Annotated in this window: 24 protein-coding genes and 1 pseudogene; 12 read left to right on the top strand and 13 right to left on the bottom strand. The window is 50.1% G+C overall.

What is annotated here, in order from left to right; genetic code table 11:
• The first annotated feature begins 3 nt into the window (after window positions 1-3).
• The gene (locus tag S7335_RS20225) at window positions 4-564 is read left to right on the top strand and encodes a hypothetical protein (protein WP_198011471.1); all 561 of its coding nucleotides are present in this window, start codon (window positions 4-6) and stop codon (window positions 562-564) included.
• Here the strand turns inward: S7335_RS20225 and S7335_RS20220 are convergent.
• The 3 genes from S7335_RS20220 to S7335_RS20210 are packed head-to-tail and all read right to left on the bottom strand — an operon-like array spanning window position 551 to window position 5,441.
• Window positions 551-2,098, bottom strand: a complete 1,548-nt coding sequence (locus tag S7335_RS20220; RefSeq protein ID WP_006458138.1) for a WD40 repeat domain-containing protein — start codon at window positions 2,096-2,098, stop codon at window positions 551-553. The genes S7335_RS20225 and S7335_RS20220 overlap by 14 nt on opposite strands.
• Complete coding sequence (locus S7335_RS29250) at window positions 2,077-4,989, bottom strand: HAD-IC family P-type ATPase (RefSeq protein WP_006457990.1); 2,913 nt, start codon at window positions 4,987-4,989, stop codon at window positions 2,077-2,079. The genes S7335_RS20220 and S7335_RS29250 overlap by 22 nt, the downstream gene beginning before the upstream one ends.
• Window positions 4,990-5,018: 29 nt before the next feature.
• Window positions 5,019-5,441: a hypothetical protein gene (locus S7335_RS20210; RefSeq protein ID WP_006458124.1), complete on the bottom strand. Its 423-nt coding sequence runs from the start codon at window positions 5,439-5,441 to the stop codon at window positions 5,019-5,021.
• Window positions 5,442-5,756: 315 nt separating this feature from the next.
• On the opposite strand from S7335_RS20210, the gene S7335_RS20205 reads away from it, so the two are divergent.
• The 3 genes from S7335_RS20205 to cydB all read left to right on the top strand — a co-directional run bounded on the left by S7335_RS20205 (window position 5,757) and on the right by cydB (window position 9,349).
• Complete coding sequence (locus S7335_RS20205) at window positions 5,757-6,734, top strand: NAD(P)/FAD-dependent oxidoreductase (protein WP_006457847.1); 978 nt, start codon at window positions 5,757-5,759, stop codon at window positions 6,732-6,734.
• 113 nt (window positions 6,735-6,847) lie between these two features.
• On the top strand, window positions 6,848-8,287 hold the full coding sequence (locus S7335_RS20200) for a cytochrome ubiquinol oxidase subunit I (protein WP_006458481.1): 1,440 nt from the start codon (window positions 6,848-6,850) through the stop codon (window positions 8,285-8,287).
• A 48-nt stretch (window positions 8,288-8,335) separates the two neighbouring features.
• Window positions 8,336-9,349, top strand: a complete 1,014-nt coding sequence (gene cydB / locus S7335_RS20195; RefSeq protein WP_006458225.1) for a cytochrome d ubiquinol oxidase subunit II — start codon at window positions 8,336-8,338, stop codon at window positions 9,347-9,349.
• Between the two features lie 138 nt (window positions 9,350-9,487).
• Here cydB and S7335_RS20190 read toward each other — a convergent pair whose 3' ends face one another.
• From S7335_RS20190 to S7335_RS20175, 4 genes are all read right to left on the bottom strand, one after another.
• Window positions 9,488-9,955 carry an Hsp20/alpha crystallin family protein gene (locus S7335_RS20190; RefSeq protein ID WP_006457852.1) on the bottom strand — a complete coding sequence of 156 codons (468 nt, stop codon included), beginning with the start codon at window positions 9,953-9,955 and terminating at the stop codon, window positions 9,488-9,490.
• A gap of 139 nt (window positions 9,956-10,094) precedes the next feature.
• The gene (locus tag S7335_RS20185) at window positions 10,095-11,018 is read right to left on the bottom strand and encodes a lysophospholipid acyltransferase family protein (RefSeq protein WP_038019292.1); all 924 of its coding nucleotides are present in this window, start codon (window positions 11,016-11,018) and stop codon (window positions 10,095-10,097) included.
• 45 nt (window positions 11,019-11,063) lie between these two features.
• A complete protein-coding gene (locus tag S7335_RS20180; protein ID WP_006458223.1) occupies window positions 11,064-11,669 on the bottom strand; it encodes a pentapeptide repeat-containing protein in 606 nt (201 codons plus the stop codon).
• 33 nt (window positions 11,670-11,702) lie between these two features.
• Window positions 11,703-12,221: a pentapeptide repeat-containing protein gene (locus tag S7335_RS20175; RefSeq protein ID WP_006458289.1), complete on the bottom strand. Its 519-nt coding sequence runs from the start codon at window positions 12,219-12,221 to the stop codon at window positions 11,703-11,705.
• A 247-nt stretch (window positions 12,222-12,468) separates the two neighbouring features.
• Here S7335_RS20175 and S7335_RS20170 point away from each other — a divergent pair, with 247 nt between their 5' ends.
• From S7335_RS20170 to S7335_RS20160, 3 genes are all read left to right on the top strand, one after another.
• Window positions 12,469-13,671, top strand: coding sequence for an HlyD family efflux transporter periplasmic adaptor subunit (locus S7335_RS20170; protein ID WP_006458106.1), 1,203 nt, complete (start codon window positions 12,469-12,471; stop codon window positions 13,669-13,671).
• Window positions 13,668-14,855, top strand: coding sequence for an ABC transporter permease DevC (gene devC, locus S7335_RS20165; protein WP_006457889.1), 1,188 nt, complete (start codon window positions 13,668-13,670; stop codon window positions 14,853-14,855). The genes S7335_RS20170 and devC overlap by 4 nt, the downstream gene beginning before the upstream one ends.
• Window positions 14,856-14,969: 114 nt before the next feature.
• Window positions 14,970-15,680 carry a DevA family ABC transporter ATP-binding protein gene (locus S7335_RS20160; protein ID WP_006457769.1) on the top strand — a complete coding sequence of 237 codons (711 nt, stop codon included), beginning with the start codon at window positions 14,970-14,972 and terminating at the stop codon, window positions 15,678-15,680.
• Here the strand turns inward: S7335_RS20160 and S7335_RS20155 are convergent.
• The 4 genes from S7335_RS20155 to S7335_RS20140 all read right to left on the bottom strand — a co-directional run bounded on the left by S7335_RS20155 (window position 15,677) and on the right by S7335_RS20140 (window position 18,734).
• Window positions 15,677-16,066 carry a hypothetical protein gene (locus S7335_RS20155; protein ID WP_038019290.1) on the bottom strand — a complete coding sequence of 130 codons (390 nt, stop codon included), beginning with the start codon at window positions 16,064-16,066 and terminating at the stop codon, window positions 15,677-15,679. The genes S7335_RS20160 and S7335_RS20155 overlap by 4 nt on opposite strands.
• 135 nt (window positions 16,067-16,201) lie before the next feature.
• Window positions 16,202-16,885, bottom strand: a complete 684-nt coding sequence (locus tag S7335_RS20150; protein WP_038019288.1) for a phosphoribosyltransferase — start codon at window positions 16,883-16,885, stop codon at window positions 16,202-16,204.
• Entirely contained in the window at window positions 16,882-17,652 is a 771-nt protein-coding gene (locus S7335_RS20145; RefSeq protein WP_006458262.1) for a hypothetical protein, read from the bottom strand. Before S7335_RS20145 ends, S7335_RS20150 begins: the two co-directional genes overlap by 4 nt.
• A gap of 332 nt (window positions 17,653-17,984) precedes the next feature.
• Window positions 17,985-18,734, bottom strand: a complete 750-nt coding sequence (locus S7335_RS20140; protein WP_006457764.1) for an IS6 family transposase — start codon at window positions 18,732-18,734, stop codon at window positions 17,985-17,987.
• A gap of 12 nt (window positions 18,735-18,746) precedes the next feature.
• On the opposite strand from S7335_RS20140, the gene S7335_RS28530 reads away from it, so the two are divergent.
• Window positions 18,747-18,890, top strand: a complete 144-nt coding sequence (locus S7335_RS28530; RefSeq protein ID WP_198011486.1) for a hypothetical protein — start codon at window positions 18,747-18,749, stop codon at window positions 18,888-18,890.
• A 116-nt stretch (window positions 18,891-19,006) separates the two neighbouring features.
• Here S7335_RS28530 and S7335_RS20135 read toward each other — a convergent pair whose 3' ends face one another.
• Together S7335_RS20135 and S7335_RS20130 are read right to left on the bottom strand one after the other, a co-directional pair.
• Complete coding sequence (locus tag S7335_RS20135; protein WP_006458317.1) at window positions 19,007-19,462, bottom strand: hypothetical protein; 456 nt, start codon at window positions 19,460-19,462, stop codon at window positions 19,007-19,009.
• 96 nt (window positions 19,463-19,558) lie between these two features.
• Window positions 19,559-19,876, bottom strand: a complete 318-nt coding sequence (locus S7335_RS20130) for a DUF1830 domain-containing protein (protein ID WP_006458281.1) — start codon at window positions 19,874-19,876, stop codon at window positions 19,559-19,561.
• A gap of 239 nt (window positions 19,877-20,115) precedes the next feature.
• Between S7335_RS20130 and S7335_RS20125 the strand changes: the two genes are divergently transcribed.
• The 4 genes and pseudogenes from S7335_RS20125 to S7335_RS29550 form a co-directional block, all read left to right on the top strand.
• Window positions 20,116-20,406 carry a Nif11-like leader peptide family natural product precursor gene (locus S7335_RS20125; RefSeq protein WP_006458005.1) on the top strand — a complete coding sequence of 97 codons (291 nt, stop codon included), beginning with the start codon at window positions 20,116-20,118 and terminating at the stop codon, window positions 20,404-20,406.
• A gap of 161 nt (window positions 20,407-20,567) precedes the next feature.
• Complete coding sequence (locus S7335_RS20120) at window positions 20,568-23,045, top strand: phosphoketolase (protein WP_006458110.1); 2,478 nt, start codon at window positions 20,568-20,570, stop codon at window positions 23,043-23,045.
• 144 nt (window positions 23,046-23,189) lie between these two features.
• Entirely contained in the window at window positions 23,190-23,567 is a 378-nt protein-coding gene (locus tag S7335_RS20115) for a response regulator (RefSeq protein WP_006458401.1), read from the top strand.
• 110 nt (window positions 23,568-23,677) lie between these two features.
• A pseudogene (locus S7335_RS29550) lies at window positions 23,678-23,842 on the top strand (helix-turn-helix domain-containing protein); the annotation flags it as partial.
• Window positions 23,843-24,075: the final 233 nt, after the last annotated feature.

Below are 24,075 nucleotides of genomic sequence, written 5' to 3'. Positions count from 1 at the left end.
GTGATGATTTTATCTCTAACAACGGGCTGTCGTTTCTTCGGCAGCGATATTTCAGAGGATAACCGCTCAGGAGAAGATAAAATTTCAGCCGAATCTATCATCTCAACAAAAGATGTTAGGGATTTCTTATCAAAACTGTTCAATGAAAAAGAAACGGGAATATGGCAGTGCGTCTACCCAGAAAATGGCGAGCACGAGCGAGTTGAACTGGTCGAAGCGATGCCAAACGCCAATGTAGAAAAGGTGATTGAACAGCTCAACGGCCGCTTTCAATCCTCTAACCAGCCTATCATTGAGCAATCGCAGATAGAAGCAGACACCGTCACGATTACCGTAACCGACGACCAACAGTTAGGAGAGCGAATGGGGTCATCTGGGGCAAGCTGCTACTTGGCCACTGTGACTTATTCACTCACTTCTATACCAGGCGTTGACTATGTATGGTTCGATATCACAGAAGGCTCTCATGCCGCGCCTGGAAGATATGGTCGCGAAGACTTTAGTGAGCTGTGGCCACTACAAGCTGTCGCCAAGCCTACGTCGAATGGCTCTAAAAGCCAATAAATACACCTTGTTCATCTATCGTTAGTCCGAGCACTCTACCCTCAAAAGCAGTCTGCTCTGTGCCATCAAGGCTGTCGTACAGATGGCTTTTGCCATCGTCGGCATAGAGCACCAGTCCCTGATTGCCCGTTGCCGTCAGGCCCAGCAACTGCCCCTGAAAACTGCTTTGCAAGCTGCCTTCTAGATTGTATAGGCGATAGAAACCTTCCGCAGAGGCATTTAGCCCAGGAATTTCCATATCTAATGTGATAATTCTGCGCTCGTCAGAAATAAACCCAACAAACATTCCTTCTAGCGTAGACAGCTGCCGACCATCGATATCGTAGAGCCAGCTTTGCTGGGTAGGACTCTCAAGCACCAACCGCTGAGCATCGGAGGTGATGCCGACTAACCTACCGGCAAACAGGCCCTGCTGTTGACCATTGAGCGCATATCTATGCGTTCCCGCGTTGGAATAGGTAAACAGCGACTGTCCATCGCGAGAAAACGCAATAAAGTCTCCCTTCAGGGTCGCCTGCTGCTGGTCATCCAATCCATATAGCCAGGATTGTGACGATTCTCTAGAGTCAGTCACCAAAGCAGTTCCATCGGGGGAGAAGGTCGAAAACTCTCCTTTAAAGGTTGCTCTTAGCGTCCCATCTAGATCGTATAGCAAAGAGCGACTCGCGGGTTGCTCAAGACCATAGGTAACTGTTACTACCCCCTTACTGTCAGGCGTAAATACCTGGAATACACCTTCAAACGTAGCGTCTAGAGAGCCGTCAAAATTGTAGAGACGAGATTCGTCGTTGTCGGTAACGACCAGCTTTTGCTCGCTGGGGACAAAGCCTCGAAAAAATCCCTCAAAAGTTGCCTGCAAACTGCCTTCGGCGCTGTAGAGTAGGAATCCTGGGCGATCGTCGCTAACCGCGATCAAATAGTCTCCATCTACCGTGCCCCACTGAATAGTCCCGGCAAAGGTAGCCTGCTCGACTCCGTCTAGATTATACAGATATGACTTTCCCTGAGAATAGGTAATGATGCTCTGCTGGTCGGGTGTGAATCCCTGAAAGTGTCCTTTTAGGGCAGCATGCTCAGTCCCATCTAGGGTATACAAGTACCACTGAGACGCCGAAACAGAGTAAGTAATGACGCGCTGTCCGTCCGGCGTTATCTCAAAAAAGATGCCCGCAAACTCGCTGGCAACGCTGCCGTCAAGATTGTATAGAACAGTGCGTTCATTCCTTAACTGGGACTCGCGATCACTTTCTTCTTTTCTCTCTGTTGTCGGCTCGTCAGCCTTTATAGGCTTTTCATTTTGATCAGTCTGAGGCGTTTCAATTAGCGTGTGCCTAGATAGGAAGAACCCGAAAGGTGCGCTAGTAGCGTTGGCGGCGCTAGGCAAACAAATCAGCAGGATGGCTAACCCTCTGGCGGCGTGCTTGCGCAGCAAACATCCGTGAGACTTCTGCAAGTTTCGAGAACCATTTGTTGCCATTAGCTGTGCCTTTGTTAGTTGGTTATGGAAAGTGTCTATATCAAAGGCTTCTTCCATTTCAATAGCCACTCTATGAGTACAACGGGTAATCCCAACCCCAAACACAACAGTCCTTGACTAGCGCTGAGCGGCACCGTATGGAACAAATGATTCAGTAGGGGCAGCTGACTAAACAAAATTTGCCCGACTAAAACGCAGGCAATGCCGATAGCCGGGGCATACACCAACGGCTCCTGCTTTCGGCGTAGCTGCGCCCATACGGATGGAAGAAAGCGGCTGATACAGAGCAGATAGAAGATTTCGGCGGCAACGAGAGTTTGCACGGCCATGGTGCGAGCGATCGCAGATTCTCCGGTACGAGAGAGCGTCCATTCAAAGACGCCAAAGGTGACCGCCCAGTTGAACAGAGAGATGAGACCGATTCGCCAAAGAATACTATGAGAGAGTAGGGGCTGGTGAGGCGGACGAGGAGGCAATGTCATCACCCCTTTGGGACGCGGCTCAAAGGCTAGCGGAATAGACAATGCGCTAGAACTGACCATATTGATCCAGAGAATTTGCAGCGGCAGAATAGGTAGCGCGGTGCCTAGCAGCACGCTAGCTAGAATTGTCAGCGACTCACCGCCGTTGACAGGTAAAACGAAAGCGATCGCCTTTTTCAAATTTAGATAAACGGTTCGACCTTCTTCGACGGCAGCCTCAATTGAGGCAAAGTTATCGTCGGTCAAGATAATATCGGCGGCTTCTTTGGCGACCTCAGTGCCAGAGCGTCCCATCGCAATCCCAATGTCGGCTTGCTGTAGAGCCGGTGCGTCATTCACCCCGTCTCCTGTCATCGCCACCACATGACCGTTGTGCTGAAGCGCCTTAATCAGCCGCAGCTTTTGCGACGGTGCCACGCGAGCAAACACCACACTGTTTTCTACCGCATTCCTAAAGCTTTCGTCGTCCATTTGGCCGATAGCCTGCCCTGACAGCGCTGGTACCGCCTGCGGTAGGGCTTGCTCGGTTTGCGGTAGGTCACTTGAATACTGGTTACTCGAATGCTGGTTATTTAAATGCTGGTTACTCGAATGTTGGTTATTTAAATATGTCTGAAACGGACTTAGGTGCATCTTTTGGGCGATCGCTTTGGCCGTCGTCATATGGTCACCCGTCACCATCTTGACCTCAATGCCTGCCTCCTGACAGGACTGCACAGCCTGAATAGCTTCTTCTCGGGGAGGATCGATCATGCCTTGCAGCCCCAAGAAGACTAAGCCAGACTCAATCATCTCCCTTTCAAGTGTTTCTGTTGTAGCCGGCAATGACTTTTTTGCAAAAGCAAGTACCCGAAGGCCCTGACGGGCAAACGCTTCAGCCATCTCTTCGATCGCAGCAGGGTCGAGTTCAACGGGTTTACCGTCGCGGTCTTGGCTCTTGTCAGCGCGACTCAAAATCACTTCTGTTGCACCTTTTACATAGGCAACTCTCGCTGAGCCGCTCTCGTGTAGACTGGCCATATAGCGGTGCTCTGACTCAAAAGGAATACTGTCTAGCTGCGGCTGACGCTGCGACTCCATCGGCCTTGAGTGCTGCGAAGCCTGAGCGTTTGGCGATAGGGTATTCTCTATTCCGGCCTTATAAGCAGCGACAATCAAGGCCCCTTCGGTAGGGTCTCCTGTCAGCGTTGGCTGCTCCGTGTCGGAAGATTGCAAACTCGATTCATTACACAGCAAACCGCAGGTTAAACATTCTCTTAGCGCAGGTAGATTGCTCAAATCAACGGGTTTCTCTTGATAGCACACGTCACCATCTAAGCGATAGCCCGTCCCGCTAACGGTGTAGTGCTGCCCCCCAGCATATATCTGCCTAACGGTCATCTGATTTTCAGTGAGCGTTCCAGTTTTGTCAGAGCAAATCACCGTGGCATTGCCCAGCGTTTCTACCGCAGGCAGCTTACGAATAATGGCATGGCGCTCTGCCATGCGCGAAACCCCAATCGCTAAGGCAATTGTGACCAGAGAAGGCAACTCTTCAGGAATGCCGCTCACAGCCAGTGCAACTGCCGTCTGAAAGGTTTGGTTCAGCCCTTTTCCCTGTCCTAAACTAATGGCAACGATCAGCATCGACAGCGCCAAAATAACATAGAGCAACTGCACGCTAAACTGCTTCAGCTTACGAACCAATGGCGTTGTGACATCCTCTCCTTTTTCAATCAGCTCTGAGACTTGTCCGGTCTGGGTAGCCTCTCCAATGGCAATCACCAATCCCTCACCCTGACCAGCCGTTACAATCGTTCCAGCGAAAGCTAGATTATGGCGATTACCCAGTGGAATGTCATCTGCTAACGGCGCGATCGCCTTGTCGACGGGTACAGATTCTCCGGTTAGCGCGGATTCATCTATCCGCAAATGATTAGCTTGGCTCAATCGCAGATCCGCCGGAACTTTATCACCCGCCTCAATCCGCACTAAATCTCCTGGCACCAAATCAACTGCTGAAATTTGATACGGGTTTTCCTGTTGCTTTTGAGGTTCTCTTATACGAATAACGGTAGCTTCTGTCACGATAGACTTTGCTAACGCCTCCATAGCCTCTCCTGCTTTTGCCTCTTGAACGTAGCCAACTACCGCATTGATTAAAACAACAGCAAAAATGACGCTCGCATCTATCCAGTCTTGTAGCAGTAACGAAACGGTGCCTGCGGCTAACAGAATATACAAGAGAGGCTGATGAAACTGCCGCAAGAACTGAACAAGCGGAGAGGGCTTTGGGGGCGGGGTCAGCTGATTCTTGCCAAACCGCGTCTGTCGTTGCGCGGCTTCCGCGAAAGTTAGTCCTACTTTTAGATGACTTCTCAATATCTCAGCGGTTTGCTGTGTAGAGAGAGAATGCCACGGCTGGTCGAGTTCTCGCTGAACCAGTTCTGGCTGCTTTGAAAATTCTGGCGCAATGACTGTAGACATAAGCGCTTAGACCTCAATGGTTGAGCACTTCACTTGGATATTTCTGGAGGGCGATTGCTCCGCTGGCCAATGAAGCAAGGCAGAGCGGCCAGTATCAGCAGCATCAGGTAGTAGACAGTGCCTGAAACAGGATCGCGGCTTTCCAAATACTCAGAAATAGAAAGTCCTCGCAGCTGAAGAACTGCGCCAAACTCGGCAAACAACAACAGTCCTAAGGCTGTGAGCCCCATGCACAATCTAGCTGGCAAGTCACTAGGCACGGCCCAACGACGAATAATAAAAGCAGCGGAGCCAACCATCACGATGAGCATGATAGGCATTTCCATCAGCTCAGCGGCTCTAGCACCAAAACGAGGGACGACCCATAAGATACGGGCCACACCCAGCACAAACCCCGCAGAGAATACGGCTAAGAAATAGAACAACCCTGCTTTTAACGCTAAGAAAGACATTAGCTTTCAACCCTCAAGCCTATCAATCTTATTTATCGTTGATGAATATGAGGAAGTTGTGTCGCCTGTCTCACTGCCTATCTCACTGGTCAGCGATCAGAACACTTCGAATCTCTTCACAAGTTCCCCACAACTTATCTTTAGCGTATATAGCTGAAGTAATCATAATCATCTAGTCGCTCTAATTAAAAGTGTCAGATCCAGAAACGCCCATTGAAATGAGAATGCCGCCAAGACCCTCTATGCGAGCTAATCCTTAGCACTGCGCTCAAACGTTAGTGCATACATAAGAACATCCACAAAACAGGCTTTGCTATGTTAGATACTGCTGTGAAATCTGGCTCAAATCCAAACAAAACCCTTTATGATGTCGTGATTATTGGCGGTGGCCCAGCCGGGCTCAGCGCCGCCATCTATGCCGCTAGAGCCAACCTAAAAACCGTTGTCTTAGACAAAAATCCAATGGCGGGGGCGCTGAGTATGACCCATCGAATGGAGAACTACCCCGGCGTGCCGCAGGCGGTTTCTGGAGAAGAACTGCTGTCTCGCTTTCATCAGCAGGCCGAAGGCTTTGGCGCTGAGATTGTTCAGACTCAGGTATTTGGCGTCAATTTGGCAGCGGAGATCAAGGAGGTAATGACGACCGAGCGGAGCTACTGTGGCAAAACCGTTATTGTTGCAACCGGATCGATGGGCCACAAGCCTAGGCTCAAGGGAGAGGCCGAATTCATTGGCAGAGGCGTCAGCTATTGCGCCATTTGTGATGCTGCTTTCTACAAAGGAAAGACCGTTGCGGTAATTGGCGAACCGCCCGAGGCGATTACTGAGTTAGAAATTCTCGCGAGATCGGCTGGCAAGATCTATCTCTTTTTGAAGGGGCAAGCTCCTTCAGAAGCACAGATGGAAGAGATTCTCAGTTTGCCAAATGTCGAAGTCGTAGAGCACAAGTCTATTGCGACTATTTTTGGTCATGACTATGTAGAAGGCATTACCGTCGCCAATGCGGCTAATGATAAAGAAGTGCTTGATGTGGCAGGTGTGTTTGTCTATCTCCATGGCAATCTGCCTATCGTGGATTTCTTAGGGCAGTCGATCGCGCTCACGTCGGCAGGATACATCAAGGCAGATAGGGAAACGATGTCTACCTCGATTGAAGGGGTTTATGCGGTTGGAGACGTGATTGCTCAGGAAATTCGGCAGGTGGTGATCGCAGCGGCGGAGGGCTGTATCGCGGCGCTATCGGCAGATCAATACATTCATCAAAGACAAAAAGTGCGATCGCAATGGTCTTAACGATGGAATCATAGCATTCCACTAAAGCTACACAGTTTCTGTACAGCGCAAAACGCGATTCAAATTGTCTTGTGCTGCTTTGCGAGGTTTTCTTCTCGAAGGTTTTCTTCTCAATGGACTTTCTGCCCGATTCTTATATTCTCTCTCGAATGCAGTTCGCCCTGACTGCAATCTTTCACATGCTCTGGCCGGTACTTACCACAGGCATGGGAATCTATCTTGTCGTGGTCGAAATCCTATGGTTAAAGACGAAGAATCCTGACTATTACTACCACGCTAGGTTTTGGTCGAAGCTCTATGTGCTGAACTTCGGCATCGGCGTTGCGACTGGCATTCCAATGGAATTTCAGTTTGGAACAAACTGGGCACCGTTTTCTGAAGCAACCGGGGATTTCTTTGGCAGTATTTTAGGCTTCGAGGCTTCGATGGCCTTCATGCTAGAAGCGGGTTTCTTGGGCATCATGTTATTCGGTTGGGAGCGGGTAAATCCCTATGTGCATCTGTTTTCTACCGTGATGGTTGCGTTTGGGGCCAACCTCTCGACCTTTTGGATTTTGATTGCCAACTCCTGGATGCAAACGCCTACGGGGGGTGAGTTTATTGACGGAAAGTTTATCGTTCATGATTACTTTCAAGCCATGTTCAATCCGTTCATGCGTACCAGCGTATTGCACATGTTTTTTGCCACGCTAGAAACGTCCTTATTTGTGATTGGCGGCATCAGCGCCTGGTACATACTCAAAGGACGAAATCAAGCCTTTTTCACGCGCTCGTTCAAGATTGTCTTAGGCTGTGCGATCACCGTTGCCCCGATTCAAATCTACATCGGTCATATCAGCGCCGAACAGGTTTATCACTATCAGCCGACTAAGCTCGCTGCGATGGAAGCTCGCTGGGAGACCATTCCAGCCGGAGAAGGCGGCGACTGGAGCCTATTAGCCTTGCCTAATGACAAGGCCGAGAAAAACGATTTTGAGATAGCCGTACCCGAAGCGCTGGGACTGATCTTAGAGCTAAAACCGAAGCTCTCGGAGCCGGTACAGGGGCTTAAAGCGTTTGCACCGGAAGATCGGCCTCATCAAATCGGCCTAATCTACTACGCTTTTCGGATCATGATTGCAATCGGCTTTTTCTTAGCGGCTCTAATGCTGTGGAGTACATGGCAGTGGTGGCGCAAGCAGCTATCGAGCGAGAATATCAGTAGACAAAAGTGGTTGATGCGAGCCTGGATTTTTGCCGCGCCGCTAGGCTACATCGCTACTGATTCAGGTTGGATTGTACGCTGTGTCGGCCGGCAACCTTGGACGGTATATGGAGAAATTCGCACCATTGACGCGGCTTCTCAGATTCCAGCCGAGGAGGTCTTCGCTTCGCTGATAGGGTTCGTTGCGCTCTACGGGCTGCTATTTACAACAACCCTATATTTTGGCAGACGAATCATTCTAGAAGGCCCTAACTTAGCGCTGCCGTTACCCTCAGAAGACATTGTAATTGTCGATACTGAGCCTGCTGAGCTACAGCCAAACCAACGCCCTGCTGAAGCTCAGCAATAGGATTGTCTTCAAGCAGCCATCAGCATAGTCATATATCGAAAACATTCAATGGAAACGCTTGATTACTTTTTGCCCCAGGTTTGGTTTTTTATTTTAGCCTTGTTTCTGTTCCTTTATGTCATTTTAGATGGGTTCGATTTAGGGGTAGGCATTCTCTCTTTGAGTGCTGATGGTGAGGAAAAGCGTGGCATGCTGATGACTAGCCTTAGCAATGTGTGGGATGCTAACGAAACCTGGTTGGTGCTGATGGGAGGGGCTTTGTTCGGTGCATTTCCAGTCGCTTATGCCACTATTCTCAGTGCGCTCTATATTCCTATTCTGACTATGATCTTTGCGCTGAGTATTCGAGCCGTTGCCTTTGAGTTCAGAGAACTATCGCGACGCAAGCGGTTTTGGAACAATGCCTTTGGCGTCGCTAGCTTTGTTGCCGCGATGAGTCAGGGATTTGCATTAGGTAGCGTGCTTTCTGGGATTCAGGTCGATAGTGCGGGGCATTTTACTGGCGGTGTTTGGGATTGGCTTAATTGGCGATCGCTGCTGGTTGCGCTCACCTTAATACAGGGCTATGTTCTGATTGGCTCTACGTACCTCATCCTAAAAACAGAGGGTGAACTGCAAGAGACTCATTACCGCACAGCAAAGATCGCAGCGTTTACGACCTTAGCAGGCGCTCTACTGATTACCATCACTACGCCGATCTTCTCAGAAGGGCTAAGAGTCAAGCTTTTGAGTAGTAACCTAACATTTGCATTTGTCGCCATTCCATTACTGGCCGTTTTATTGATTGGGCTACTCTTACGCAGCCTATTCGCAAAAGCCGAAAACACGCCCTTTATTTGGACGCTGCTGTTGTTTTTGCTGTCGTTTCTGGGCATCGGCTTAATTGTGTTTCCCTACATTATTCCAACCAAAATCACGATATATCAGGGAGCAGCATCGCCTAGCGCTCTGGTATTCATGCTTATTTTTGTAGGCTTCTTGATTCCAATTATGTTGTTTTACAACATCTATCAGTACGTCGTGTTTAGGGGGAAAGTCAGTAGCGCTAAATACGGTGAGTAATGACGACATCAGCAAGTTTTTCAGCTAGAGATAGCTTTTGCTCTGTACTTTGCTCTGTACATTGGTACATTGCTACAAAGTATAAGAATTGGCCCTGCGAGTACGATAACTCACAGGGCCAATTTTATATCGCAGCATCTAGGCGACCTTGATTTTCACGGATTCGTTAGTTTCTTCGGGCGCTTTCGGCAGCGTTAGCCTCAACACGCCGTCCTTATACTCAGCGACGGCCTGATCTTTCTCTACGCGCTTAGGCATCGGAATGACGCGCTGAAACTCGCCATAGTAAAACTCAGAACGTCGCTCTCCTTCCTCCTCGGTTTTAGTTTCAGATTTACGTTCGCCTTTCACCCTGACCGCTTCGTCCATAACCTCAATGTCTAGGTCTTCTGCCTTCATACCGGGCACTTCGAGCTTCAAAAGCACCTCGCTCTCTGTCTCTTCTAGCTCGGCAGAAGGCACAAAAGCAAACCCGTTGCTCTCGCCCAAACCGTTTGGCGTAAACTGCTCTAGCAGTCGATTCATTTCCTGGCGAAGCGTATCAATTTCGCCGAATGGTTCCCAACGCTTGATTTCACCAAAAGGATGCCAACGTTTAATAGCCATATCACATTCTCCAAAAGATTATACGAATAGAATTGAACAGTTTATTCAACTCTATTTAGAGCTTAGAAAGAGAAGCTGAAGAAGTTGTGAGGAAGATAGGGCCTGGCTGGCTGTATCTGGCTATATATCTAGGGTAGATTTAGGGTAGATGCTCTGTGACCAAGTCATCCAGTGATCGCTGCATTTTGAGCAACACTTGTTCATAGCAGCTATTGACGTAGTCTAAGTCTCGTACCGCCTTAGTGCCTGTCCGCTCAAACCGGATGGGTTTGCAGATGCGCGTATGGATTTTGACGGGTAGAGGAATGTTGGGAAGTGGGCCAATGGCTAATCCCCAAGGCAGTCCGAGATAGATCGGAAAAACTTGAGGATCTATGTCTAGAGGCCAAGTTATTACCCCTTGTTTGTGGAGACATTTTAGCTGCGGGTAGATGTCTGTTAGGACCCTTAGGGTAGAATGTGCTCCATCAGAAATCATCGGAACAATTGGAACAGCTTCTTTGATTGCTAGCTTAACGAAGCCCTTGCGGTTATGAAAGTAAATCTTGTGGCGCATGTCATAAGGTCGAAACATATCTTGGATGCCACCGGGGTAAACCGCAATGCTAGTGTTGCGACGAAGGGCCGTGATCGCTAGCTGAGGTTTTGCTTGGATAGCTCCCAGTTGAGCTTCTAAGTGAGCCATTGTCGGCCAGGCTTTCCAAATGGTAGGCGTCATCAGCCCGTACAGCGGTTTCTCTGGGCCAAAGCGACGAAACCAGTCGTACATCATCATGTACATATCGGGAGAGGCGATGCCACCGTTGTGAGAACCGACCAGCATCACTGGTTCGCCGTTGGGAATATGTTCCCAGCCATCTGTTTCTACGCGGTAGTAATAGGTGTAGAACCACCTCATCAGCGGCATGATTTTCCGAATCATGTGAGGACTGCGATTCTCTAGCGATTGCCCATCTAGATGACTCATTGAGCTGGCCTGGTGGTACAGCTCAGCAAAGCTTTTCAGGGCGGAAATAAGTGAGAGATGATCTTGTAGCCATTCTTGTAGTGGCAAAGAAGTCATGTCGTGAGCATCAAACAAAGTTCAGAGACTCCTAGATCTACGTCGCTAAGATTTAGCTGCAAGCGCGGCACCTTGTAAGCTAGTACCGCTCAAATTGGCATTGTCGAGCACTGCATTGGTGAGAATAGTCTGGTGTAAGTTCGCACCTGCGAGATTAGCGCCCTGTAAGTTGGCCTGGCTAAGATCGGCCTCAACCAAGCTCGCATGACTAAGATTAGCCCCTGACATGTTAGCTGCCTGCAGTCGTGTCGCATTCAAGATCGCGCCGGATAGGTTCGCGCTTGCCAGCACCGCACCGCTGAGATTGACCTTACTGAGGTTAGCGCCGCCCAGGTTGGCGCCACTAATCGTAATGTCCGCCAAATTAGCTTCGCCTAGCTTGGCCCCGCTGAGATTAGCCCCAATTAGGGTGGCCCCGCTTAAGTCTGCGGCTCTTAGATCAGCGCCGCTGAGATTGGCCCCAATCAGGTTCGCTTTGTTCAAGTTGGCGCTAGAGAGACTCGCCCCGCTAAGATTGGCCCCTACTAGGTTCGCCCCTGGCAGCCCAATCCCTTCAAGGTGGGCTCGATACAGACTAGCGCCAGTGAGATCCGCCGATTCAAACTGGCGATCGCCCGCGGCATATTGGGCTAGCAAGTAATCGACGTTCATAGTGGTTTCTCCTTTCTTTGACAGCTTGTGATCTCATTCAGGCAGCTTCGCCCGGCTCAAGTTAGCTTCGCGTAGGTTTGTTTTACTCAAGTCAGCCCCGCGCAGATCCGCGTCTTGCAAATTAGCCCCGTATAGGTTGGCGCCCTGCAAATCCGCCTGCTGAAGATTGGCCCCAGACAGATTCACCCCCGCCATCACAGCGCCGTTGAGAGTGGCCGCCGATAGCGTCGCCTGCGATAAGTTCGCCCCGGTAAGAACGCCTTCAAAGAGATTGGCCTCACTGAGATTGGCCGCTTGCAGATTAGCCCCACTGAGATTAGTCACAATCAGGGTGGCACGCTGTAAATCAGCCCCGCGCAGATTCGCCATCACCAAAAAAGCACCGCTCAAGTTAGCCGAAACCAGACGAGCCGCCGATAGATCGCTCCGAATCAAATTAGCGCCGCTCAGCTTGCTACCCGTCAGGTTGGCACCGCTCACGTCGATTTGGCTGAAGTCTCTTTCGCCAGCCGCATAGCGCTGTAGAATATCCGCCTCTTTTACCTTTTGCATAGCCTCTACCCTTGCTTTGGCCCGTCCACACAGGATCCTCAAATAATCTGCCTACCTTGAGGTTGTTGAAACTAAACCCAGGCGGATCTCACCATTATTTGCTTGAGACATATTTGCTTTAGATACATCTACTTTAGAGAATATCGAAAGAGAAATCGCAATCCGTTAACAAAATCAACAACACCTCAAGATAAACATCAAGATAAACAGCAAAGTCAACAACACCTAACATTAAGGAGTTTTTGAGATGGGTAGTACTCTCTCTAAGCCATCAGCTCGCCCTTGGCTAGCGGCTGCGATCGCGGCTTTGCTGCTAGGCTCGGTCGGGACTTATGTTGTTCTTTCTTCTGCTTTTAATCGGGGCGTTAGCCCAGATCCTACCACTGAGATTGCTCCGGCTAGGGCGGTCACTGCGCTAGGCCGCTTAGAGCCCCAAGGCGAAGTCGTCAAGCTGTCGGTGCCCAACGCCGCCGATAGCCGAGTGAATCAAATCTTGGTCGAAGAAGGCGATTGGGTGGATGCCGAAGAGATTATTGCTGTTCTTCAAGGGCTCGATAAGAAACAGGCCGAGCTAGCAGCGGCGCAACAGAATGCGGCTATCTATTGGGCGAAACAAGTGCAGGCTAGAACAGGTGAGGCCAAACTGGCTGATATTGCTGCTCAGCAAGCGGTGCTCACTCAGCTAGCGTCCCGGCTGCAAACTGAAACGGCTGAGCGACAGGCTGAACAAGTCCGCGCCCAAGCCGCGCTGCAAAATGCGGAACAGAACTACTATCGATACGAGCAGCTACATCAGCAAGGTGCCGTCGAAACAGCGGTGCTAGACGACCGACGAGAAGTGTTTGAGACCGCTCAGGCGAGCTTGAATGTGGCCAAAGCCCGATTGGCAAATACCGTGTCTACGCTACAGGCACAGCTACGGCAGGAGCAGGCTTTGCTCGCTAGGCTCCAAGAAGTGCGCCCGGTAGATCTTCAGGTGGCGCAGGCCGAGCTGAACTATGCGATCGCCCAGGTCAAGCGAATTGAGGCTGAGCTAGAAGATCTGTATGTGCGCGTACCGAGGGCAGGTCAGATCTTGAAGATCAACACTCATATCGGCGAGCAGGTCAACATTAGTGAAGGCATCGTCGAGCTAGGACAAACCAATCAAATGACTGCGATCGCCAAAGTGTACGAAACCGATGTCAGTCTTGTACAGCTCGGGCAGCGAGCCACCATCGTCAGCGAGCACGGGGGCTTTGAAGGCGAAATTCATGGCGTTGTCGAGCAGATTGGCATGCAGATCAACAAACAAGACGTTTTAGGCGCTGATCCCGCTGCTGATAAAGACGCTCGGGTGGTCGAGGTGAAAGTTCGCATCGACCCTGAAGACAACGACAAAGTCGCCGCGCTCACCAACTTGCAAGTTCGCATTGAGATCGACCTAGAGCGCCCGTTAGGTGAATTATGAAACGCTTTCTTCTAAAGAACTTTTTCAAGCAGTCTAATCAGGAGCCGCCGCTGGGATGGGCGCAGCTGAGTCATCAAAAAGTACGGCTGCTGGTGGCGCTGACGGGGGTGGCCTTTGCCGATATTTTAATTTTCACCATGCTGGGATTCCAAGAAATGTTTTTGGAAGGCTCTACCTTCGTGCATCGGCATCTGCAAGTCGACTTGGTGTTGCTAGAGCAGCGCACCGAAGCGCTGTATGTAGGCCAGCCGTTCTCGCGCCGACATCTGTATCAGGCAGATGCGATCGAAGGCGTTGCCGCTGCTAATCCGCTCTATCTTGGCAGCGCGGATTGGATCAACCCCTGGGATAGAGAGAGCACCGCCGTCATGGTGCTGGCCTTTGATCCTGAGCGTCCGGTTCTAGACCTACCCGAAGTCAGCCAGCAGATCGACCAAATCAAGCTGCCGAATGTTGTCTTACTCGATAGAAAAGCGCAGCCCAAAATCGGCCCGGTTGCCGAAACCATAGACCAAGGCGGCGAAGTCACCACCGAGATTTCGGGATACCGGGTGCGGGTCGGCGGCTTGTTTACGCTAGGCAGCAGTATCTTTACCTATGGGCACCTGATCGCCAGCGACTGGACATATCAACGGCTAATCGGCTCAGACTCTCTCAACGTCGTTAACTTGGGCGCGCTAACGCTAGAACCGGAGGCGGATTTAGAAACGGTTCAACAAACGCTCAATGCCCGACTGCCCGAGTCGGTCAAAGTCGTCACCCCCGAAGAATTTATCAAAACCGAGATTGCCTTTTGGCGCAAAGATGCGGCGGGCATTATCTTCAGCTTTGGCGCCATTATGGGCCTGGTGGTGGGCGTTGTGATTGTCAATCAGGTGCTGTATTCCGACGTCAACGATCATCTACCTGAGTATGCCACCCTCAAGGCCATGGGCTATTCAGATCGGCAGCTGCTAAACGTTGTTTTTCAAGAAGCGATTATTCTGGCGCTGCTGGGCTTTATCCCTGGCTATGGCATTTCGATCGGCATGTACGAGCTGCTGGCCTTTTTGACCAAAATTCCGCTGGGAATGAGGCTAGGTGTTGCGGTGCAAGTCTTTACGGCAACGGTTGGCATGTGTTTGGCCTCAGCCGCTATTTCGATGCGTAAGCTGAATGCTGCTGATCCCGCCGATGTCTTTTAAAGCTGTTGTTTTTAGTATCTTCTGGCCGTGTTATTTGTCAGTATCTTTAGCTGATATTCTTTGCCAGTATTTTTGGCCAGTATTCTTTTAGATCTGTTGTTGGAGCGCTTCGCCATGACTCGATCACCCGTCATCTCCATTCGCCAGCTTAACCACGCTTTCGGTAAAGGTGAATTGCGAAAGCCGGTTTTATTTGATGTTGATTTAGACATTTGCTCCGGTGAGATTGTGATTTTGACCGGGCCTTCGGGCTGCGGCAAAACAACACTTTTGACGCTGATTGCAGGGCTGCGATCGCTTCAGTCCGGGCGCGTTTTGGTGCTAGGCCAAAACCTTTACCAGGCCAGTAAACAGCAGCTCATGAGCGTTCGCCAACAGATTGGATTTATCTTTCAAACCCACAATCTGTTGTCTTGCCTCACCGTCAGACAAAATGTGGGCATGTCGCTCCGTTTGCATCCCGAGCTGACTTTGGCAGAGCGAAGGGAGCGCTCCGAGGCGATTTTGGCAGAAGTCGGACTGGCCCACAGAATCGACTACTATCCCGATAATCTCTCAGGCGGACAGCGGCAGAGGGTCGCGATCGCCCGTGCCCTGGTCAGCGAACCCAAAATTGTACTCGCCGATGAGCCCACCGCCGCCCTAGACAGTAAATCTGGCCGCGACGTCGTCGAAGTTATGCAGCGATTAGCCAAACAGCAGGGCTGCACCATCCTGCTCGTTACCCACGATACCCGCATCCTCGATATCGCCGATCGCCTCGTCCATATGGAAGATGGACGATTGGCCCGCAATACGGCCTTGGTAAGCCAGACGGCAGCTTAGATCAAGCTAGGCGGACAGTAGCCTAACCCAGACACGAATCTCTCTCGAAAATGTTCGATTTCTACACCTTGAGGTGAGCCGTGAGAGATGATGGTGACGTGATAATCGTTCATCACTGAGCGTGGATCATGGCCTGAGTCGAGAGCGCTAGCGACTTGTCGGAGATAGACAGAGGTTGGACAAGGAATCCCATTCTCGTTCAGAACGGCCTGACAGTCTTTGGCGAGAACGATACTTGTGGTTGCTTTGAGCCGGACGCGAAGAACCCAAAACTCATTCAGGAAGATTACCGTAACGCAGTCTATTTCTCTTTTTAACTTTTTCGACAGGTAAGCCAGGACTCGCTGAGTCAGGCTAGCATTGCTCAAGCAGAAGAGAAAATCCATCGCAGATCAGTCCTACCTAGAATGACAGCTTGAAATTAATCAGAGAAGTTGAGAAAGTTGTGAAGAACACAACTCAGTTTTGATCAGGTTCAATTACTATCGCTGGGTACGCTGCCAACTGCAGCTGAATGAGCGCTACACACTTTTGACACTTCTAGCATTTTCAACTTCACTATGTGCTTTAGCAGCTGCTAGTAAGTCGATCACCTGTTCGTCGGTAGTTTGTGCAAAGTTCTCGTACCACAGACCAATAGAAGAAAAGGGACTAGGCGTGTGCAAACACACCAGCTGATCGACCTCTACTTGTAGATCGCGACAAGTTGATGACGGTGCAACGGGCACTGCGACAACAATCCGTCTGGCCTGCTGAGCTTTTACTGCTGTGATCGCCGCCCGCATCGTAAAACCTGTTGCTAATCCATCGTCTACTAAAATCACCTCGCGACCCAGAATTTGAGCAGCCGACTGATGCCTGCGGTAGGTCTGTTCGCGGCGCTGTAGCTCGCGTCGCTCTAGGGCGACGACATGCCCAATCATCTCGTCTGAAACGGCCAGCGCCTGGATCAGCCCTCGGTCAAATATCTGCACTCCACCCGGGGCGATCGCCCCCATAGCCACTTCTTTGTGTCCAGGTAGGCCCAGCTTACGAACTAGGCAAATATCTAGCGGTAGGTTGAGCGCGTGGGCCACTTCATAAGCGACCGGAACGCCGCCTCTAGGCAGACCCAGCACCAGCAGGTTGGAGCGATTAGCGTAGGCGCTAAGCTGTTTGGCTAGCTGCTGTCCGGCAGTCTCTCGGTTTGAAAATCGGGGAATCATGATGATTTTGTAGTGAGTTGTTTCCACGTAGAAGAAAGCGCCTGCTGAGTGCGGCTATTGGCCTGACGCACAGAGCGCTGTAAAATCTCCCAATGATCGTGTAGGAAGTTAATGGCTTCTGCTAGCAGATGCTGATTGGGGTGGTTGGTGGCCGCGATGTCATCTCCAGCGGCTTTGATTTTTACATGAACCACCTGTGGGGTATCGTCAGCAGAAATTTGATGATGGAGGCGGTCACTAAGTTCATGCACGAGCTGCCGTACCTGACATTGTTTTTCGCTCAAAAAGCCTCTCAACCCGCTGGCTTCGCTCTGTAGATTTGCCTGAGCGTCATCTTCTACAACCACCGCTTTAGCCGTAATTGTTTTGACCTTTTCGGCAGCTAAAACAGCGCGATCACCAATTTCTTTAGCAATTTTCCCAGCCAAAATGTAGTGAGTCACCTCTCCGGTCTGCCAGTCGAATAAAAAGTCTTCTACCCAGCCGTCGAATTCTTCTAAATTATCTTTAGTCGAAGCAGCGATCGGCAGCTTTTTGAGACGATGGAGGAGTGGAGGGCTTTGGATCAGCAGTCCACGGGTGGAGACAGCTTGAGTGCTGACGCCTGCAACTTGAATCAGGGGAATGTAGCCGCGATCGCTAGAAAGGTAGACAATGCGCCCGGTATCATCGACCCAGACGTCTCGAATAGGGCCTAAGTATTCGGATGTGCCACTGTCTATAGCAACTAGATCAACCATCTGGCTATAGCGGATAAGGTTCAGCATGTTTTCATTTCTCTTGGGGGCAGCTCAGCTTAAATCAACAAGTTGAAGAGCTTATGAGGGTTTTTAAAACATAGTTTTGTTGCTTTGATCGGCTGCGTCTTCATACGTTCCGCAGCTTTGCTTTCTATGCTGCCGATCACAAGCTGTCACTTAAAGCTTTCAGCCTGTGAGCTGTGCCTCGGCTAAGTGGCCAACGCTATAGCTACAGCCCATATTCCATCACTTACTCACTTGAGAGGTAATGCGATGCCAGATAAAAGAATTTGTCAGGACTGAGTAGCCACAATTCACCTGCTCATCAGTAGTGTGATCGCACCTACCCCTATTTCTGTTTAGGAAGCTTGGAACAGATCTTCCAATTCTTCAACTCCCTTCAGTAACTGCGCTCTGCGATCGCCAAGGCACACGAATTCTGCCATTCGGCTACGAGGCCTCAGGAAGTTGCCAACTTCATCGACTGCTCTGCAAAATCTCTGCGCAGCCTCAAACTCACCGAACCCCAGGGTTGGATAATAGCGGCGTTTGATGCGCCGATGACTTTGTTCAACTGGATTGGCTGTGCAGGGGCGGACTTCATGCTGAACTTTCTCACCTAAGTCTTCTTCAATCGCCCGTGGGTAAGATGCTAAGCCATCGGTCGCGACCTTGTCAGGAGCGTCCTCGTGCAGATCGATGGCTTGAGCAAAGAAGGCTTTGGTGCCAGCCATGTCGCGAGTTTTGCTAAGGCGAACGTCTACCAGATTGCCATCTTCATCAATGCCTCGGTAGAGGTAGCACCACTGCCCACAGACTTTCACGTAAGTCTCGTCAATCATCCATAATTTGCCGACTTTGCCCTTTCGCTTTGTTCTAATCTGCTCTGTAAAATGAGGTAGGAAACGTTCCTCCCAATCCCTTGCAGTTTCGTGGGTAAACTGAAAGCCTCTAAGCAAAAAGAACTCAGCCACATCCCGATAGCTGAGCTTATAGCGGACGCGGCAGAGCAACACCTGGAAGATAATGTCTGTTGGGACTTCCACAAAATTAAATGGCGTATCTGTGCGCTGATTGAACGTCCGGCGACAGCGTTTGCAGCGAAACATGGTATAGCCTAGATGGGTTTTGCGCTGGAGCTGCGAGATATGAGGCGAGTGGCAATGCGGACAATCCATGAGGTAGAGGTAGAGCTGATCGCACCTAGCCTATCAGCTGGCCGAATCCTTTATTTTGGCTACTCAGGGCTGACAGTATCGGCGTGACCGCTTGACCGGCAAACGTCACTTGGCCAATTGGCGCATAGCCCTCTCCAGTTACCTCAAAGCGATCGCCAGGTAAACTATCCACGCAGAAACCCATTCGCATCCCACGCAGAAACCTACTCGCACCGAGGCTTTGCTCGACGCGACCTCAGGTGGTGATGCCTTCGATGATGAGATTGGGTTTCTCTCATCAAGCCTCTGAGCGATAGAATAAGCAGCGGTATGGAAAGGCTAATTCCAATGGCCTCAACGGCAAATAGACCTAGCGACCTGGGATCAGGTGAAGTGGGAAAGATCGCTCCAAGATCTAAGCTATATACAAGCAAATACAAGACTGCGCAGACTGCGCCGATCGTGAAGGCCCAAGGCTTGCCCTGGAGCACAAAATAGCTGGCTGCTATACTAACAAAACCCAATAGCGTTAAAAAGATATTGAGTAGCGTTAGAACATACAAATGAATATGTGAAAAGCTGCGGGTTTCGATCAAACCACCAGGGATTAAAGTAGCTAATAGTCCTGTAGATAGGGCTAGAAGGACTGCGACCAGGTAGCGATCAACATGGATTCTCACTAGATGCCTCCTTGTTGTTGGCGTTTCCTGTTGACATAGAGTTGGACCAGGTAGACCTCTATAAGCCTAGTTTGAATGTTTCAGCGCTTCGGGCAGCTAGCTGGCCCATATAGCTAGCTGCTCGCATGGAATTCTGTCTGCAAGAATTGACGTAATCGGGTTGCCAGTATGAACTTCGAGGTGGTCTTGTAAGCCCGCTTCGAAGAAAGCATGCCCTTGGGGCGGCACCGCTCTTTCGAGGAAGCTACCTGCGGCAGTCGCCATGCGAATAATTTGAAATTGCTGAGTGTGGTTGGTGTAGCAGCACTGAATGCTGCCGTTACGAGAAAAATGCACGGTCTTAATGGCTACAGTCCGTTGAGAGGTGATTCGAAGATCTCCTGAAGGGTTAATCTCGACTACGTTGTTTCTCATGGTTTCGCATGCTCATAGAGAGTTGGCGCAAAAAACCTCGAAGGAGGCCTGCTGCCAACCGCTGCCGATAGAGTATGAGAAGAATATGGGGTTTTTATGATGATCTATCAACAAGCGCTTTGGTAGGGGTATGCAGCCATCCTCACGACTTCCCCAAGATTTTCCTCTATAACTCGAAGAGAACATTTAAAAAAGCGCCCATATGACTAGCGCTAGGCGACTTAAGGGAGATATGGATGATGTCTAAAGAAAATGTACTGCACTTTCTCATCAAAGCTGCTAAGGAAGAGCAGCTAATCACTCAGCTTCAAAAGACTTCGACCCAAGATGAATTGGTGGGCGTGGCGAATGAAGCCGGCTACGATTTCTCATCAAAGCATGTGGATCAGGCGTTAAAAGATCTCAAAGAACAACCAGGCTTTTTTGGCGCACTCGCTGAAGCGGCTCTTCGTATCTTTAGCCCTGCTCAAGACGACTATCCCAAGACCGGGGTACAGCCTTTTAGCGGTGATCCTAGAAAAAGCCACTAGCGTGAACGCGCAGCTATAGCAGAGTCAGACTTTGTTCCGGCTGAACTTTGCCTCTGTTTTGCTCTGCCTTTACCTAGCGTTGTTTATGCCCAGCTTGGTCTCTTTATCGTTCTATATAGCTTTGGACGACTGGCCACTTAACTAAAAGGAAATTTACTGTAATGACTGCTTCAGTCCCTGCTCAGATCAGCGTTGAAAATTTACCACTTTCTACTGAGGAACTGCGAAAAATAGATGCTTTCTGGCGAGCCTGTAACTATCTTGCAATCGGCATGATTTATCTGAAGGATAATCCGCTGCTAAGAGCACCGCTGGCCGCAGAGCATATCAAGCCGCGCCTGCTAGGGCATTGGGGCACCAGCCCCGGTTTGAGTCTGATGTATGTCCACTTTAGTCGCCTGATCAAAAAATACGATCTAAACGCTATTTTCATGGCCGGGCCGGGACATGGTGCGCCAGGTGTGCTGGCGCCTGCCTACTTAGAAGGAACCTACTCTGAGATTTATCCGGATATAAGTGAAGATGCTGAGGGAATGCAAAAGTTTTTCAAGCAATTCTCTTTTCCAGGACACATTGGCAGCCACTGTACGCCAGAGACGCCGGGATCGATTCATGAGGGGGGCGAGCTAGGTTATAGCCTCTCTCACGCTTATGGATCGGTGTTTGACAATCCAGATTTGATTACGCTGGTGGCCGTAGGCGATGGCGAAGCTGAAACGGGAGCGCTGGCCACTTCCTGGCACTCTAATAAGTTCTTGAACCCTGCTCAAGATGGCGCAGTGCTGCCAGTATTGCACCTCAATGGCTATAAGATTGCGAACCCGACCATTCTCTCTCGCATTTCTCATAGAGAGCTATCGTCTTTGTTCGTGGGCTACGGCTATACGCCTCACTTTGTAGAAGGAGATTGTCCTGAGCTGGTCCATCAGCAAATGGCAAGCGTGATGGAAGACTGCGTGAGCCAAATTCGCGCGATCCAGGCCGAGGATCGCAGCATCCAGCATGATGATATTCACGCCGGCGACCAGTCCGGTAGCCAGTCCAAGACTCATCGACCCGAGCGTCCCCTCTGGCCGATGATTGTCATGCGCACACCGAAGGGATGGACGGGGCCAGATGAGGTAGACGGGCACCAGGTGGCAGATTTTTGGCGATCGCACCAAGTCCCACTCTCAGGCGTAAAAGACAACCCAGAGCATTTGCAGATGCTTGAAAACTGGCTACGCAGCTATCGCCCAGAAGAGCTATTCGACAAATCGGGCCGATTGATCGAAGAACTTAGGGAACTGCCGCCCAAGGGTGATCGCCGTTTGAGCGCCAATCCGGTGGCCAACGGTGGGCTATTGCGTAAGCCGCTAAAGCTACCGAACTTTAGAGACTACGCAGTGACGGTGGGTCATCCTGGTAAGACTCAGGTAGAAAACACCCGCTTGATAGGCCGCTTTCTTAAAGACGTCATCGCTCAAAATCTGACTGACTTCCGGCTATTCGGCCCAGACGAAACCCTCTCTAACCGGTTGGGTGAGGTCTTTGAGGTAACTAGCCGCGTATGGATGGGCGACTATCTGCCAGCAGATGCCGACGGCGGCTTTTTGTCGCCGACGGGTCGGGTGATGGAAATGCTGAGCGAGCATACACTACAAGGCTGGCTAGAAGGCTATTTGCTCACAGGTCGCCATGGGATGTTTCATACCTATGAGGCCTTTGCTCACGTAGTCGATTCGATGTTTAACCAACATGCGAAATGGCTAGACATTTCTAAAAACGTCGTCCCCTGGCGCGCCCCAGTAGCATCGCTTAACATTTTGCTCTCTTCGGTAGTTTGGCGGCAAGACCACAACGGGTTTAGCCATCAAGATCCGGGCTTTATTGATCTGGTGACGAACAAGAGTCCAGATGTGACGCGCATTTATTTGCCACCCGATGCCAACTGTTTGCTGTCGGTAGTCAACCACTGCCTGAAGAGTACGGACTATATCAACGTGATTGTCTCTGATAAGCAAAAGCACTTGCAGTACTTGACGATGGACGAAGCGGTGCGACACTGCACCAAAGGCATCGGCATTTGGGAATGGGCCAGTAATGACGACAGAGGCAAAGCACCTGATGAACCCGATTTGATCATGGCCTGCTGTGGTGATATTCCAACAATGGAGTCGCTAGCGGCGACAGCAATCTTACGAGAAGAGTTTCCCGACTTGCGTGTGCGCTTTATCAACGTGGTCGATTTGTACAAACTCATTCATCCCAAAGACCATGATCATGGGTTATCTGACCCAGACTTCAATACGCTATTTACGACTGACAAGCCAGTTATCTTCAACTTTCACGGCTATCCTTGGCTGATCCATAAACTGGTTTATAGCCGCGCTAATCAGGAGCGAATTCATGTACGCGGATACAAGGAAAAGGGGAATATCAACACGCCGCTAGAGCTGGCGATCAACAATCAAATCGATCGGTTTAACCTGGTAATTGATGCCGTTAACCGAGTGCCCAAGCTCGGATCGAGAGGTGCCTATGTGAAAGAAAGAATGCAAAACGAGATTATTGACCATGTGAGCTACGCTCGTCTGCATGGAGAAGATAAGCCTCAGACTAGCAGCTGGACATGGCCAGCATGGGCGGTAGGACAATAAATATCCTCTGGTATTTGTTCTCTAGCTAGTTGCAGCTTGACAGAGCTAGTTAGTCCCTGCTCTACTAGCATCGCTATGTTCAAAAGATGCTTTGAAAATCACAGCTGCTAAGATATTTACTTTTAACATCCATTGAATAAAACAATGACCCGACAGATTTTAGTGGTTGACGACGACGACTCGATCTTAACAATCGTCAAGTTGTCGTTGGAGTTTTGTGAAGGATGGGTCGTTTCAACGATTGATTCGGCCACAGAGGCGATCGCGCTGGCCGAATCTGAATGCCCTGACGCGATTGTGCTCGATGTGATGATGCCCGAGCTGAATGGCGCGGAAGTCCTTCAAGCACTGCGCTCTAAACCCGCAACACAAGACATTCCGATTATCTTTCTGACTGCAAAGGCAGACCGAAAGCAACATCAGTCACTTAAAGATCTTGGCGCAGCTGGTGTTTTGGTAAAGCCTTTTGAGCCAGATATGATTGCCGACCAGATCAAGACACTGCTTCACTGGTCGGACTAGTTTTTTGCGATCTATAGCATGTGCTGTTTCCTTTCTAGTCAGCGTCACTTACTTTGGTTCAGTCTAAAGCTGATTGATGCCATAGCGGTCTTCTCCTTCGAGAGAAAGCGCTTGCTGCCTTGGAGACAAAGAAAGTTGGCGAAGTCAGCGAAATGTTCGGTGTTCATCGTGATACCTTACGGCGCTGGAGAAACCAGTTTAACGAGACAGGTATAGCAGTTCTCTTCAAAAAGAGACTTACCGCTGCTAGAAACTGCACTAAGCAGTCCCTTTGAAACAGCAGTGTTGAACCTGACCATGTTGCGTTCTTGAGCCCCTATAGAAGTAAATAGTGAAGTAAGAAGAGCAGCCAGCATAAGCTGTTGTTCGAATCGAACAAATAAATAACAGCCATGATGATTTGCAGAAACCCTTCACTTAAAACGTTAGATGAACAATTTGGGGAACTTGTGAGCAAAAAGCGCACAGTATTGCTCACAAGTTCCCCAAGTTATTTAGCGATAGTTGT

It is taken from the genome of Synechococcus sp. PCC 7335, assembly GCF_000155595.1.
GTDB lineage: Bacteria > Cyanobacteriota > Cyanobacteriia > Phormidesmidales > Phormidesmidaceae > Phormidesmis.
Note: the sequence above shows the minus strand (reverse complement) of the source record. Positions and strands in the feature narration are given on the sequence as shown.